The 12,817-nt window shown below is 47.1% G+C and carries 14 protein-coding genes and 2 tRNA genes; 13 read left to right on the forward strand and 3 right to left on the reverse strand.

Annotated features, from left to right (window positions below; genetic code table 11):
• Nucleotides 1-78 precede the first annotated feature (78 nt).
• From HMPREF1250_RS04930 to groL, 11 genes are all read left to right on the forward strand, one after another.
• A tRNA-Trp gene (locus HMPREF1250_RS04930) sits at nucleotides 79-154 on the forward strand.
• A 48-nt stretch (nucleotides 155-202) separates the two neighbouring features.
• A tRNA-Arg gene (locus tag HMPREF1250_RS04935) sits at nucleotides 203-279 on the forward strand.
• Between the two features lie 186 nt (nucleotides 280-465).
• On the forward strand, nucleotides 466-1,455 hold the full coding sequence (gene thiL, locus HMPREF1250_RS04940; RefSeq protein WP_023053534.1) for a thiamine-phosphate kinase: 990 nt from the start codon (nucleotides 466-468) through the stop codon (nucleotides 1,453-1,455).
• Complete coding sequence (gene tsaE, locus HMPREF1250_RS04945; RefSeq protein WP_023053531.1) at nucleotides 1,452-1,916, forward strand: tRNA (adenosine(37)-N6)-threonylcarbamoyltransferase complex ATPase subunit type 1 TsaE; 465 nt, start codon at nucleotides 1,452-1,454, stop codon at nucleotides 1,914-1,916. Before thiL ends, tsaE begins: the two co-directional genes overlap by 4 nt.
• Nucleotides 1,907-2,611 carry a tRNA (adenosine(37)-N6)-threonylcarbamoyltransferase complex dimerization subunit type 1 TsaB gene (tsaB, locus tag HMPREF1250_RS04950; protein ID WP_023053533.1) on the forward strand — a complete coding sequence of 235 codons (705 nt, stop codon included), beginning with the start codon at nucleotides 1,907-1,909 and terminating at the stop codon, nucleotides 2,609-2,611. The genes tsaE and tsaB overlap by 10 nt, the downstream gene beginning before the upstream one ends.
• Complete coding sequence (rimI, locus tag HMPREF1250_RS04955; protein WP_023053532.1) at nucleotides 2,608-3,072, forward strand: ribosomal protein S18-alanine N-acetyltransferase; 465 nt, start codon at nucleotides 2,608-2,610, stop codon at nucleotides 3,070-3,072. Before tsaB ends, rimI begins: the two co-directional genes overlap by 4 nt.
• Nucleotides 3,073-3,090: 18 nt before the next feature.
• On the forward strand, nucleotides 3,091-4,101 hold the full coding sequence (gene tsaD, locus HMPREF1250_RS04960; protein WP_023053536.1) for a tRNA (adenosine(37)-N6)-threonylcarbamoyltransferase complex transferase subunit TsaD: 1,011 nt from the start codon (nucleotides 3,091-3,093) through the stop codon (nucleotides 4,099-4,101).
• A gap of 15 nt (nucleotides 4,102-4,116) precedes the next feature.
• Complete coding sequence (locus tag HMPREF1250_RS04965; protein WP_023053537.1) at nucleotides 4,117-5,523, forward strand: sensor histidine kinase; 1,407 nt, start codon at nucleotides 4,117-4,119, stop codon at nucleotides 5,521-5,523.
• Nucleotides 5,523-6,107, forward strand: coding sequence for an ANTAR domain-containing response regulator (locus HMPREF1250_RS04970; RefSeq protein WP_023053539.1), 585 nt, complete (start codon nucleotides 5,523-5,525; stop codon nucleotides 6,105-6,107). The genes HMPREF1250_RS04965 and HMPREF1250_RS04970 overlap by 1 nt, the downstream gene beginning before the upstream one ends.
• 126 nt (nucleotides 6,108-6,233) lie before the next feature.
• Nucleotides 6,234-6,515, forward strand: coding sequence for a co-chaperone GroES (gene groES / locus HMPREF1250_RS04975; protein WP_036242753.1), 282 nt, complete (start codon nucleotides 6,234-6,236; stop codon nucleotides 6,513-6,515).
• A 35-nt stretch (nucleotides 6,516-6,550) separates the two neighbouring features.
• Nucleotides 6,551-8,185: a chaperonin GroEL gene (gene groL, locus HMPREF1250_RS04980; protein ID WP_023053538.1), complete on the forward strand. Its 1,635-nt coding sequence runs from the start codon at nucleotides 6,551-6,553 to the stop codon at nucleotides 8,183-8,185.
• A gap of 128 nt (nucleotides 8,186-8,313) precedes the next feature.
• Here the strand turns inward: groL and HMPREF1250_RS04985 are convergent, their stop codons facing one another.
• The 3 genes from HMPREF1250_RS04985 to HMPREF1250_RS04995 all read right to left on the reverse strand — a co-directional run bounded on the left by HMPREF1250_RS04985 (nucleotide 8,314) and on the right by HMPREF1250_RS04995 (nucleotide 12,113).
• Nucleotides 8,314-9,492, reverse strand: a complete 1,179-nt coding sequence (locus HMPREF1250_RS04985) for a tyrosine-type recombinase/integrase (RefSeq protein WP_023053530.1) — start codon at nucleotides 9,490-9,492, stop codon at nucleotides 8,314-8,316.
• A 218-nt stretch (nucleotides 9,493-9,710) separates the two neighbouring features.
• Nucleotides 9,711-11,225 carry an RNA-binding domain-containing protein gene (locus tag HMPREF1250_RS04990; RefSeq protein WP_023053542.1) on the reverse strand — a complete coding sequence of 505 codons (1,515 nt, stop codon included), beginning with the start codon at nucleotides 11,223-11,225 and terminating at the stop codon, nucleotides 9,711-9,713.
• A gap of 270 nt (nucleotides 11,226-11,495) precedes the next feature.
• Nucleotides 11,496-12,113, reverse strand: coding sequence for a LexA family protein (locus HMPREF1250_RS04995; protein ID WP_023053535.1), 618 nt, complete (start codon nucleotides 12,111-12,113; stop codon nucleotides 11,496-11,498).
• A gap of 156 nt (nucleotides 12,114-12,269) precedes the next feature.
• Between HMPREF1250_RS04995 and HMPREF1250_RS05000 the strand changes: the two genes are divergently transcribed.
• The gene (locus HMPREF1250_RS05000) at nucleotides 12,270-12,485 is read left to right on the forward strand and encodes a helix-turn-helix domain-containing protein (protein ID WP_051356061.1); all 216 of its coding nucleotides are present in this window, start codon (nucleotides 12,270-12,272) and stop codon (nucleotides 12,483-12,485) included.
• Between the two features lie 38 nt (nucleotides 12,486-12,523).
• Entirely contained in the window at nucleotides 12,524-12,760 is a 237-nt protein-coding gene (locus tag HMPREF1250_RS05005) for a hypothetical protein (protein WP_023053540.1), read from the forward strand.
• The last annotated feature ends 57 nt before the right edge of the window (nucleotides 12,761-12,817 follow it).

Below are 12,817 nucleotides of genomic sequence, written 5' to 3' on the forward strand. Positions count from 1 at the left end.
GCAGGATGTGCAAGGCATTGTTTGGCAATGCCTTGTGCAACCGTTAAAAAGTTAGCCCTTGCGGGTTTTCTTTTACATAGGGGTATAGCTCAATTGGTAGAGTAGCGGTCTCCAAAACCGTTGGTTGAGGGTTCGACTCCTTCTGCCCCTGCCATAAAGCGGAGGGATGGAAGTTCGATTGCAGCTATGATTCCTCCTTCATGACTCGGTAGCTCAGCTGGATAGAGTGACTGACTACGAATCAGTAGGTCTAGGGTTCGAATCCCTACCGGGTCACCAAGACAGGCAGCTCATGCATTTTGTATGAGCTGCTTTTTCTATATGATACTTTTTCTCAAGTGTTCGCATACAACCATTGGCAATGTTGATATCGGAAAAGGTATTGTGTCTTATGGCGTTTACTTTTTGGGCGCTTTCTTTTAAAATATACCTAACGTTTGCATACATTGCGTAAGGAGTACAGCTATGAAAATAACGGAAATAGGAGAATTTGGGTTTATTGATGCGATCAAGGACGATACCCTTTTTGCACCGGAGTCCGTTGTTATCGGTATTGGTGATGATGGCGCCGTTTACAAGACAACTGACGGTATGGAGCAGGTTGCCGTTATCGATACGATGGTGGAAAACAGTCATTTTATTATCGGTACGACGGCTTCCTGGTATGATGTAGGCTATAAGGCCGTTGCTTCCAATTTGAGCGATATTGCCGCTATGGGCGCCGTGCCGACACACCTGGTCCTTTCTACGGCTATTTCGCCGCAGATGGAGGTGGAAGATCTTATTTCCCTTTATCGGGGGATCAAAGATATTTGCCGTACTTATCAGGTGAATATTCTCGGCGGGGATACGGTCATGTCCAAGGAAGGACTGGTTATTACCGTTGCCGCCTTCGGTGAGATCGAAAAGACTAAGGCCATTTGCCGAAGCGGCGCCAAAGTAGGAGATATTGTTGCCGTCTCTCATTGTCTCGGCGATTCCGGCGCCGGCCTTGACGTTCTCCTGACCCGTCACGCGGGCTATGAGAGATTAAAGAGAACCCACCAATTTCCGGTTCCGCAGATCTCGTTAGGCAGGCTGCTGGTCGAATATCACGCCCATAGTCTCAATGACATCAGCGACGGTTTGGCCAGCGAGGCGAATGAAATTGCTAAAGCCAGCAAGGTGCGATTGCTGTTACAAAAGGATCGGATACCTTGCAGCGAGGAATTAAGGGCATGGTCTGCCGAAACGGGCAAGGATATTTGGACGTATGTTTTTAACGGCGGTGAAGATTATGAATTAATCTTCACGATAGGAACTGCCGATTTTGCTCGGCTGCAGCGCGTTTATCCCGAGATTACGATGATCGGCGCTGTCATTGCAGGTGAACCGGGAGTTTATGTGCAGGACGGGGCTCTGCAATATCAGGTGCTGCCATCGGGATGGAATCATTTCAGTGAGGAGAAACGATGAAATACGAACGGAAAACACAGAGTGAAGAGGAGACGGTCGCTTTCGGCAGCGCATTCGGCAAACTGCTGGAAGAAGGGGATGTAGTGGCGCTGCAAGGCGATTTGGGAGCCGGCAAGACGCATTTCGTCCAGGGTATTGCGCAAGGGATGGGAATCTGCGCGCCTGTTGTCAGCCCGACCTTTACGATCCTCAACTATTATGATGGTCCTGTACCGTTGCAGCATTTTGATTTTTATCGCCTGGAAAGGGAAGAGGAACTTGAAGCACTGGGATTTGCAGATTATCTCGGCAGCGGTGTTACGGTCATCGAATGGTCCGAAAAATTTCCTGAGCGACTTCCTGCCGGCGCTGTTATCGTTACGATCGAAAAGCTTGACGATCTGACGCGCATTTTTAAGCTGCATTTTCAGGGAAATAGTTGGCAAAAGAGAGAAAAAGAGGTCAGCGCATTATGTTTTTAGCAATTGAAACATCAAGTCTCGTATCCAGCGTGGCGCTGCTTCAAGGAGAGAAGCTGCGGGCTGAACTTACGATTCAGGCCAAGTTAACGCATTCGGAACAATTGATGCCCCACATTGCCGATATGTTGGTCAAGGCGGCTGCGAAAAAAGAAGATATTGACGGTGTGATCGTTTCCGCAGGCCCCGGATCTTTTACGGGTTTGCGCATCGGCCTGGCGACGGCAAAGGCTTTGGCTTTCGCGTGGCACGTTCCTATTGTCGGAATTGAAACGTCGCTGGCGCTGGCTTGGAACTTTGTTGGCGTCGGCGATCTTATTTGTCCCCTTATTGATGCGCAAAAAGGCAATGTCTATTATTCCCTTTATCGGTGGCGGGACGGTACGGTCAACGAAGTTCATCCTGTCACGATAGCGCCGTTGACAGCGGTATTGCAGTTGTTGGCTGATGAAGCTGTCGTCTTTTGCGGTGACGGTGCTTTATTGGGGGCGGCGCAAATCGGATCGACAGCGGCTCCTTTTCGCATAGCTCCGCCGACGCAGGTTATTCCGCGGGCCGGCAGTCTGGCATTAGCCGGAGCTTTTCGGTTGCAACGCGGCGATTATGATGATGCCATGACCTTGGTGCCGTCTTATAAGCGACGCAGCGAAGCGGAGGTCCTTTGGGAAAAGCGGCATGGCGGTGCCCCGTGTCAATGATCGTGCGGCCGGCGCGCCTTGATGACAGAGACGGAATTTTTGCCGTTGAAGAGGCATCGTTTTCCGTACCGTGGACAAAAAAAGCTATTGAGAAAGAATTGCTGAATAATGGGGATAAGACGATTTACTACGTGCTGGAAAATGAAGCGGGAATAGTTTGCGGCTATGCCGGATTATGGCGTGTTCTCGATGAAGGGCAGATTACGAATATCGCTTTGTCACCAGCGGCGCGCGGGCAGGGGTACGGAGAACTGTTGCTGCGCGTATTGATGGAAGCGGCATGGGCCGACGGTTGCAACGATATTTATTTGGAAGTTCGCATTTCCAATACGACGGCGTTGGCATTATATCGGAAATTGGGATATACGGAGCTGACTGTGCGAAAAGGATACTACAGTGATCCTGTGGAAGACGCTTTTGTCATGGATTGTAAAAAAGAACAGTATCCGTGGATCCATTAAGTGAGGAAAGAAGACGTTATGTATACATTGTCATTGGAAACCAGTTGTGATGAAACGTCGGCAGCTGTTCTGCGGGACGGCCGTACGATTTTATCAAATATCATATCGACGCAGGTTCCGATCCATCGCAAATTCGGCGGTGTCGTACCGGAAATCGCTTCGCGGCAGCATATCGAATATGTGCTGCCAATCATTAAAGAGGCTCTTGATGAAGCACGAATTACGTTGCACGATGTTGACCACATCGGCGTCACTTACGGTCCTGGACTGGTCGGCGCTTTACTCGTCGGGGTGGCGGCGGCGAAGGCGTTGAGTTTTGCCTTGGATAAACCGTTGGTCGGAGTAAATCATATGGAGGGTCATATTTTTGCCAATTTCCTCAGTCATCCGAAACTGGAGCCGCCTTTCTTGGCCCTTGTTGTTTCCGGCGGACATACGCAATTGGTGGAAGTGCAGGACTATAACCGGTTTCTCTTACTTGGACAGACGCGTGACGACGCGGCGGGGGAAGCTTTTGACAAGATTGCCAGGGTTATGGGCTATCCTTATCCGGGCGGACCGCAGATTGATGCGCTGGCACGCACCGGGAATCCCCATGCCGTCGTTTTTCCGCAGGCCCTTCAGGAAAAGCACAATTTTGAATTCAGTTTCAGCGGATTGAAATCGGCTGTATTGAACTACCTGCACACACAGGAACAACGAGGCAAGTCGTACAATCCTCATGACATTGCCGCAAGTTTTCAACAAACTGTTGTTGATACGTTGACGGAAAAAACTTTTGCTGCCGCAGAATACAGAGGCCTAAAAACTGTTGCCGTTGCCGGGGGGGTAGCGGCTAATAGTGCGTTGGCCGCGGCACTGACGGTCGGCGCGGCTTCCAGAGGGATCGCCGTCTATCGTCCGGAACCGATACTTTGCACGGATAATGCCGCCATGATCGGCTGCCGCGCGTATTATCTGGCAAAAGCGGGCCATTATGCTGACTTGACGCTCAATGCCAAGCCGGGATTGGCCATTACGTCGATGTGAGGAGTTGGAATATCTATGGCTTTGGAATCCGTTTGTCGTGACCAAAGCGGTCTGTCTGCCGTACAAATTCACATTTTATCGAACAGTGAACCGCTGCTGCAATTCGCCTGCGATTTGGCGCAGCGGCGATTATTGGTTTTTGTGCCGGCGAAAGCGGAGGAGGTTTTTATTGCCGTCGCCGGTCGCAGGCCTTTAGTACGGCAGGAAAATGACTTGCCGGCAGAACGGAGTCAGCTTTCGGATTTTTCGGCAGCCATTAAGCAACTCGTATGGCAGACTTTCAATACCGGGAGCCGTTTTACGGGAGACGTATCGGGGGAAGTGGTAACGACTTTTCCTTTTGTTGATAATGGCGGCAAGCCGATTGCCGTCATTTGTTTTATCGGCGCTGTCGAGAGGAGACGGGAAATACTGACGGAAACGGCTTTTCATTCTCTTCAAGTACCGCTTTGCCATGAGGGAAATAAGCTGTATCGCTCTTTATCCGTGCAAGATGGCGTCATTTTAAGCGACGACCGGGGACTGATTATTTATGCCGATGAGATAGCTGAATGGATCATGCACCTCCAGGGGCGAAAAGGGACGCTTGCAGGCAGCAACGTATATAAAACGCCGCTCAATCTTACCGGGATAAAGCATGTCCTGGCGACTGGCGAAAGTCTGCGTGATGAAGTCACTTACGGCAGATTGCTGCTGACGCGGCGCGTGATACCGCTGCTGCGCAGCGGTAAGGTCTGGCGCGTCATTGCCGTCGTCGCGGAACGCACGGAACTTCACCGTAAAGAAGAAGAATTGCTGGTCAAGACGTCGGCGATCAAGGAAATTCATCATCGCGTCAAAAACAACTTGCAGACAGTCGCCGGATTGCTGCGCCTTCAAATGCGCCGTGTTGAAGGAAGAGAAGCGCGGGACGCCTTGCAGGAAAGTTTGAATCGTATTCTCAGCATCTCGTTGGTCCATGAGACACTTTCCCATCATGAAGAAGAACAACTGGATATTACGCCTGTCGCCAAACGATTACAGGAATTGCTTCTGCAAAGTTTAGCCAGAAAAGAATGTGTTATTACTCCCGTTTTTTCCGGTACGTCGTTGTATTTGCCGTCACATGAGGCGACCTCTTTATCACTGGCTTTGAATGAACTCATTACGAATGCCGTTATTCACGGTTTTGAAGAGCGTAATGTCGGCGAACTGTCGATACAGATCCTGTGTTCGGACGGGACGGCAACCTTGACCGTCAGTGACACGGGCTGCGGTTTCGCCTTTGCCGCGGCGGCGCAGGAACGAAAACATTTGGGACTGACGATAGTCCGAACTTTAGTGGAAAAGGATTTGCACGGCACGTTAGAAATTACGTCTCATGTCGGCGACGGTACCAGGGCCGTCATTGCTTTTCCGAAAAAGAAGGGGGAGAAACGCTGATGGGATATCGGATCGTAATCGCCGATGATGAAACTATTATTCGTTTGGACCTGTGTGAAATGCTGGAAGAGGCCGGTCATCAGGTTGTCGGAGCGGCGGCAGACGGCGTCGAAGCCTTGACGCTGGTACGTCGGGAAAGGCCGGATCTCGTCTTTCTCGATATCAAAATGCCGAAGCTCGACGGCATTCATGCAGCGAAGATGATTGCTCATGAAGGATTGGCGCCCGTCTTATTATTGACGGCATACGATCAGCATGAAGTAGTCGATCAGGCTAAAGACTCGGGAATTTTCGGATATCTCGTCAAACCGGTAACACCGCGGAACCTTTTTCCGGCTATGGAAGTCGCCGTCTTACAATTCAGGCGTCAACAGGAAGCGGTTAAGGCGATTATCGACCTGCATGAAGAGATTGAAGAGCGCAAACTCGTTGAACGGGCCAAAGGGCTGATTATGGAAACCTACGATATTACAGAAGACGAAGCATATCGTCGTATGCGGCAATACAGCATGAAGACGGGGAAGGCGTTAAAAGAAATTGCTGCGGCACTGATCGCGCAATGGGAAAAACGGGAAGGTAAATAAATAGTAAATCAAAAATGAGGGGTATTGACTTTTTCACCTTTAGTGGGTAATATATATAGTGTAATTAGCACTCGGATATTATGAGTGCTAATAAAAAGAATCAACAACTTAAGGAGGAATATGAAAATGATTAGACCTTTAGGAGACCGCGTAGTTATTCGCGTATTGGAACAGGAAGAAAAAACTGCCAGCGGTATATATTTGCCTGATACGGCAAAGGAAAAGCCGAGCCAGGGAGAAGTAGTGGCTGTCGGAGCCGGCAAGGTTCAGGACGACGGCAAGCGTATCCCTTTGGATGTGGCTGTCGGCGACAAGATTATTTTCTCTAAATATGCAGGCACAGAAGTGAAGTTTGAAGGAAACGAATATCTCATCGTCAGCGAACGTGATATTCTGGCAATTATCTGATTCATTCCATATTCCGAACAGGAGAGTGTATAACAATGGCTAAACAAATTTTGTTTAATGAAGAAGCACGTCGGGCTTTGGGCAACGGTGTAGACGCCTTGGCCAATGCCGTTAAAGTTACCTTAGGGCCTAAGGGCCGCAACGTCGTATTGGATAAAAAATTCGGCGCACCGACTATTACCAATGACGGCGTCACGATTGCCCGTGATATCGAATTGGAAGATCCCTTTGAAAATATGGGCACTCAGCTCGTCAAAGAAGTTGCGACGAAGACCAATGATGTAGCCGGCGACGGCACGACGACGGCCACCTTGCTGGCGCAAGCCATGATTCAGGAAGGGATGCGCAACGTAGCTGCCGGCGCCAATCCGATGATTTTGAAACGAGGCATCGAAAAAGCTGTCAACAAGCTCGTAGAAGAAATTAAATCCCGCTCCATCGCCGTATCCGATAAATCTTCTATTGCACAGGTTGCGTCCATTTCTGCCGGCGATGAAGAAGTCGGCGGCTTGATTGCCGACGCTATGGAAAAAGTCGGCAAAGACGGCGTCATTACCGTTGAAGAATCGAAAACGATGGGAACACAGCTTTCCGTTGTAGAAGGCATGCAGTTTGATCGCGGTTATATTTCTCCGTACATGGTGACCGATCCGGATAAGATGGAAGCCGTTATGTCTGAACCGTACATTTTGGTTACAGACCGCAAGATCGCATCCATTCAGGAAATGCTCCCTGTTCTGGAAAAAGTCGTTCAGGCGGGCAAAGAACTCCTGATCATCGCTGAAGACGTAGAAGGCGAAGCATTGGCTACCTTAGTGGTCAACAAACTGCGCGGCACCTTCAAGGCTGTTGCCGTGAAAGCTCCCGGATTCGGCGACCGCCGCAAAGCCATGTTGCAGGATATTGCCACCTTGACCGGTGCTACGGTTATTACGGAGGATGTAGGCCGTAAACTGGACAGCATTACCATGGAAGATCTCGGCACGGCTCGTCAGATCCGCGTTACCAAAGATGAAACGACGATCGTTGAAGGACACGGGGATGCTTCTGCCATTAAAGACCGTATTGCACAGCTCAAAGCGCAGATTGCCGAAACGACTTCTGATTTTGATAAAGAAAAGTTGCAGGAACGTTTGGCTAAGATGTCCGGCGGTGTAGCCGTCATCGAAGTCGGCGCTGCTACGGAAGTCGAATTGAAAGAAAAGAAACTGCGGTTGGAAGATGCATTGAATGCGACGCGTGCAGCTGTCGAAGAAGGTATCGTAGCCGGCGGCGGTACGACCTTTATTGATATTCTTCCTTCGTTGGATGCCCTTAAAGAAGAAGGCGACGTACAGACTGGTATTAACCTCGTTAAACGCGCTGTCGAAGCGCCTGTACGCCAGATCGCCGCTAATGCCGGCCTGGAAGGATCCGTTATCGTTGCCGAAGTGAAAGCTTCTGCAGATGGTGTAGGATTTAACGCGTTGACGGAAGAATATGTCGACATGATCAAAGCCGGTATCGTTGATCCCGCGAAAGTTACTCGTTCGGCGCTCCAAAATGCAGCATCTATTGCCGCTTTGGTACTGACAACGGAAACGCTTGTTGCCGATAAACCGGAACCGGCAGGTGCTGCTCCGGCCGGTATGCCTGGCGGTATGCCCGGCGGCATGCCCGGTATGATGTAAATAAAAATTTAAAAGTGCCGTAAATACGATAACCAAGGCGTTTGTAAGGCCTTGAAAATCGTATCCAGAGAACAAAACGAGAACCAAAAAATAAGCTCCTTGCGAAATCAACCGCAAGGGGCTTATTTTTATGCCTTATTCAGCAGTTTATCAAACTTTTCTGCCGTCTCCGTGGCCAACGTTTTGGTGATGTGCAGATATATCTGCCGTGTCGTCGTATCGTCAGCATGGCCCAAACGCTTCATGATCTGTACCAGGTCTATACCGGCCTCTGCCAGCAGAGACGCATGAGTATGACGGAAAATATGGGGGTGTATATGAAGACTCGGTGGGTTATCCATAAGCCTCTGAATACGGTCTATACGAGTCTGTACGAGACGCTGGGTAAGAGGATGGCCAGGATGGGCCGGGGCCGTAAAAACGAAGCCCAATTTACTATCCTTGGGATAGTGCCACAACTCTTTATATTCAATCCGGAGCTTAGAGACTTGAAACTTGAATGCAGCCAGTACCTGTTCCAAGTGTGCCGGCATGGTGACCACTCGAACCGAGGTTTCTGTCTTCGGAGGGAGGAACTCATATTTTTCAGCGTTATTCGTCGGATTGTAGAGCGTCTTGGATACCTTGACCACATTCTTCTTGAAGTCTATATCTTCCCAGGTGAGAGCCAGAGCCTCGCCAATCCGTAAGCCCGTATAAGCCAGCAGCATAAATAAAGGATAATCTGGCGCGATTCCTTTTTCCTTCGCTGTTTGCAGGAAATCGAGAAGCTGAGACTTTTCCAGATAGGCGGGCACATTTTCGTCGGGATCTACGATTTTTCGCTTCGGCCGGGGAACCGTAGCAAACGCCGTTGGATCCGAATAAATAAGCTCATATTCTATGGCCCGTTTGAAAATCATTTTGGCCGTGGCATGAATACCTGAAATGGTATTAGGAGCAAGCGTCTTTGCAAGGGACAATAAGGCGTCCTGATATTGTTTCCTGTGAATTTCTTGGATGGGGATTTTTTCGAAGTAACGGTTTAGATGACCCAGCTGGTGCTTTCGGATCCGAACGGATGATACTTTGGCGACGGCCGCGTATGCTTTTAACCATTCTTGAGCAAAATCTCCGAACGTCACAGCTTCCGGACGTGCGAAGCCCTTATTCCGATACCGCTGCAGTGCTTCCTCTCCCGCTATCCTGGCATCCTTTGCCCGCTTAAAACCACCTTTTTCTTTCTGCTGCCTTTTTCCCGTCTGTGGGTTTTTGCCGATGTCAATTTTATAGGCCCATAGCCCCGACGGCTTTTTATAAACGTGCATGATTTCCCTCCTTTCTTTATTAACATATCCTGGCATCGTGTTCCAGCACGGTGCCAGGATTTTTTTTATGTTTTGAAATATCTTACCTTTTTCAGAAAATAGTCGAAAGATAGTTGCAACTTACGACAAATTAAGCGCAACTTACTACGGCAAAAGCGTAACTTTTGCACGAATAACGCAACTATCTAACGCAAAAACGCACTTTTGCAATGGTTACATTATTGATAATCTTGAATGATTAAGTCTCGAATGCGATTGGCAGCATCAACACGTTCAATTACACTGGGCGACCAACTATATCTAGTTGCACGACCTTTTCCCAAAGAAAAAATGATATGATTGTCGATAAGCGTGTTCAATGCTTTGCGAACCTTATAAGCTGATAAGCCTGTGTCTGATATAATTTGCGATTTACTAACATTCTTTTTTTCATTGATGTAAGCTAATACTTTTCTTGTATCATCATCTAATTCTGGATGTGCTCCACGTGGAGTAGCAACCCATAATTTCAGCGTAGTTGAATCAGTGGTGACTTCAAGTTCAGGCATTTGATATTTGTTGGCAATTGCAAATGTAAGAATTGTTTTTCCGCCTGTGCCCGCACGGTCAGATATACCCATTCGTCTGAAAAAGGTAATCAGTGTGTTATTACGCGGCAGAGATTTTCCACCTGCAAAAAATTGGGTAACAGAAACACGCATCATTCCGGGATTGTGAAAAGTATAAAAATAATTATCAACAACAACTTTTATATCAGAAGTATTATCAAAATAATCAGCGTGGATAAGCATGTTTGCAAGAGCTTCACGTAAGGCGGTCTTTAGCTCCACGGGAGACTTACGGATGCTATTTTCATCAAGTTCAAAAGAGTCTTCGATGGTTGCATTTAATTTTTCACGAACAATTTGGAAAAATCCAAATACATTCAAGTCTTTGTAGTTAAGGTCTCCAGTAGAAACACGATCAATCCACCTGTCAGTGGCAGAAATGCCACGACGGTTTATATATTCCAGGTGAAATTGTGGCAATTTGCTACGGATTGCATCATATGTTCCTAGAAATAAAAGGCCAGCGATTGTAAGTTTAGGTCTTCTTTTATCTTTTCGATCTAATTGGAATACACCCATTTCTATCAGAAATTCCAGATTATCCATTTCCAGATAATGCATCGATGGATTTCTAGCATTAATTATATTTTTGAATGTTAAAACACTTTCAAGATTCAAATCTTCAAGAGTATATTCATCTAATAATTCACTATCTAGGTCATCAGAAGCATTTCGTATAAAACGTCGAAGCTCATCATCAGAAACAATATAATCTCCTTCGTTTTTTCGTATATAGGTATAAGCGTAATTGTTGTTAAGATAAACTGGCTTTTTCGATTGCTCTTGTTCTGGAATAAAAATCGAGATTATACATTTACCGTCGATAGTATGCTTTATCACATTTTTATCTTCTAATAGATTGTGGCTTATTTTTGATTTATTATTGGCAGTGTTAAAAAGATCTCGAATGATCTGGTCCGGATTATTTACTCCAGTGATAGAGATATGCGGCTTTTCTTTGACTCCTAAGATAATAAAACCACCATGCGTATTTGCAAAAGCAGAGTATGTTTCCCAAATGTCTTTCGGTAATTTATTTAATGATTCTTTAAATTCAAGCTCGTTAGATTCTGCTTGTTCACACAAATTATTAATAATTTGCGTGAGATCTTGTTTTATAGACAAATTAACCCCTCCTGGAAAGTGTGTGAATTTTTGCGCAATAATTATGTAGCGCCATATGAAAGATATGTTGCGTAGGAATGGCAATCAGTATTTTGCGTGCGAAAATCGTGCGAGAATCGTGCGAAAATCAGGTGAAGGAGTGAGGGTACGATAGCTAGGAACCCTTGCAATGCAATGGATGGGCGCGATTTTCATCGTGCGATAATCGTGCGATAATCGTGCGAAAATTGTGTGTTTCATCATGGTCTTTTTCTTTCTGTATTACCTTTCTTAAAGTTTCCCACGCAGTTCAACGACTTTTCCTAATATCCGGACCGGGAGTTCTTCGATTTCTTTATTTGAGTAGTAGTGCGGTTCGTATACGGATATATTATTCGCAATCAGGGTGATGCCGTCTTCCTGCTTTTTCACGCGCTTCACGGTGGCCTCATCACCATTCACGAGGACGATGGCGACGTCTCCGCTGTCTACGTCATCCTGTCGGCGGACAATGACGACGTCGCCTTCCATCATCCGCGGTTCCATCGAGTGGCCGCGGATTTTTAATGCAAAAAATTCACCCGTCGCAGCGAGTTCCGGGGTGATTTCTTCGTAATCTAATATTTCTTCGACGGCCTCGATGGGGATGCCGGCAACGACGCGCCCCAGGACCGGGATGCGGACGCCGCGGCCTGTGGGGGAAACTGTCTTAGTTGATGGAAGTAAATCTTCCAATGGAGTATTTGTTGCCGTAGCTATTAATTGAAGGGTAGAAACACTTGGGTTATACCTATCTTTTTCTATATCACCAATATAAGAGCGGGAAAGCTCTGTTTTTTTAGCCAGTTCTAATTGTGTCAATCCAGCCGACTTTCTCGCTTCTTTAATTCGTTCACCTATGCTTTTCATGAAAATCCCTCCTTATTTTACCTTGTGCGGTTTTTCCGTCTTTTGAGACCATTATAATATAAATATGACGGAAATACTATTGACAAAATGACGGAAATACTGTATACTTACTTTGCAAGACGGAAATACAAGTAATTAAAGAAGGGAGGTGGTATAGTGAATAAAATTGGAGATGTGCTCAAGTCCGCTCGTGAAAAGGCTGGATTAACTCAATTGGAATTATCTGGGATGGTCGGTGTTTCACGTGCATATTATGCAGATGTGGAAAGAGGCCGATACACTCCGAGCTTGAAAGTATTATCGAGATTGGCCGATATTTTAGGAATCGACCTTAATTTTTTGAAACAAAATGACGGGAATACAAGTAATTAAGGAGGCGAGCAGTATGACGAATCAAGGAAAAGGAACTGTTGAAATCCCGGTTCCAGCAACGCTGGAGCCAAGCCATTTGTGTACAACAGTGGGCAAAGGAAGGCAAAAACGGCTGGACCCAAGAAGATGCAAAGGAAATTTCCAATATTGCCTATGGCTATGTGTACGTCATCGTGGATGTCCTGGAAGCCATCATGAAGCAAAGCAAGGCAACGGATGTTGTCCGCGGCTGGGCCGATGAAGTAGAAGAAAAACTCGGCACATCGTTGGAATAAAGGAGGCCTCGATATGACGAACGAAGAAAAGCTGGCCATTGTATTGCAATTAATAAA

The organism is Megasphaera vaginalis (ex Srinivasan et al. 2021) (genome assembly GCF_000478965.1).
GTDB lineage: Bacteria > Bacillota > Negativicutes > Veillonellales > Megasphaeraceae > Megasphaera > Megasphaera vaginalis.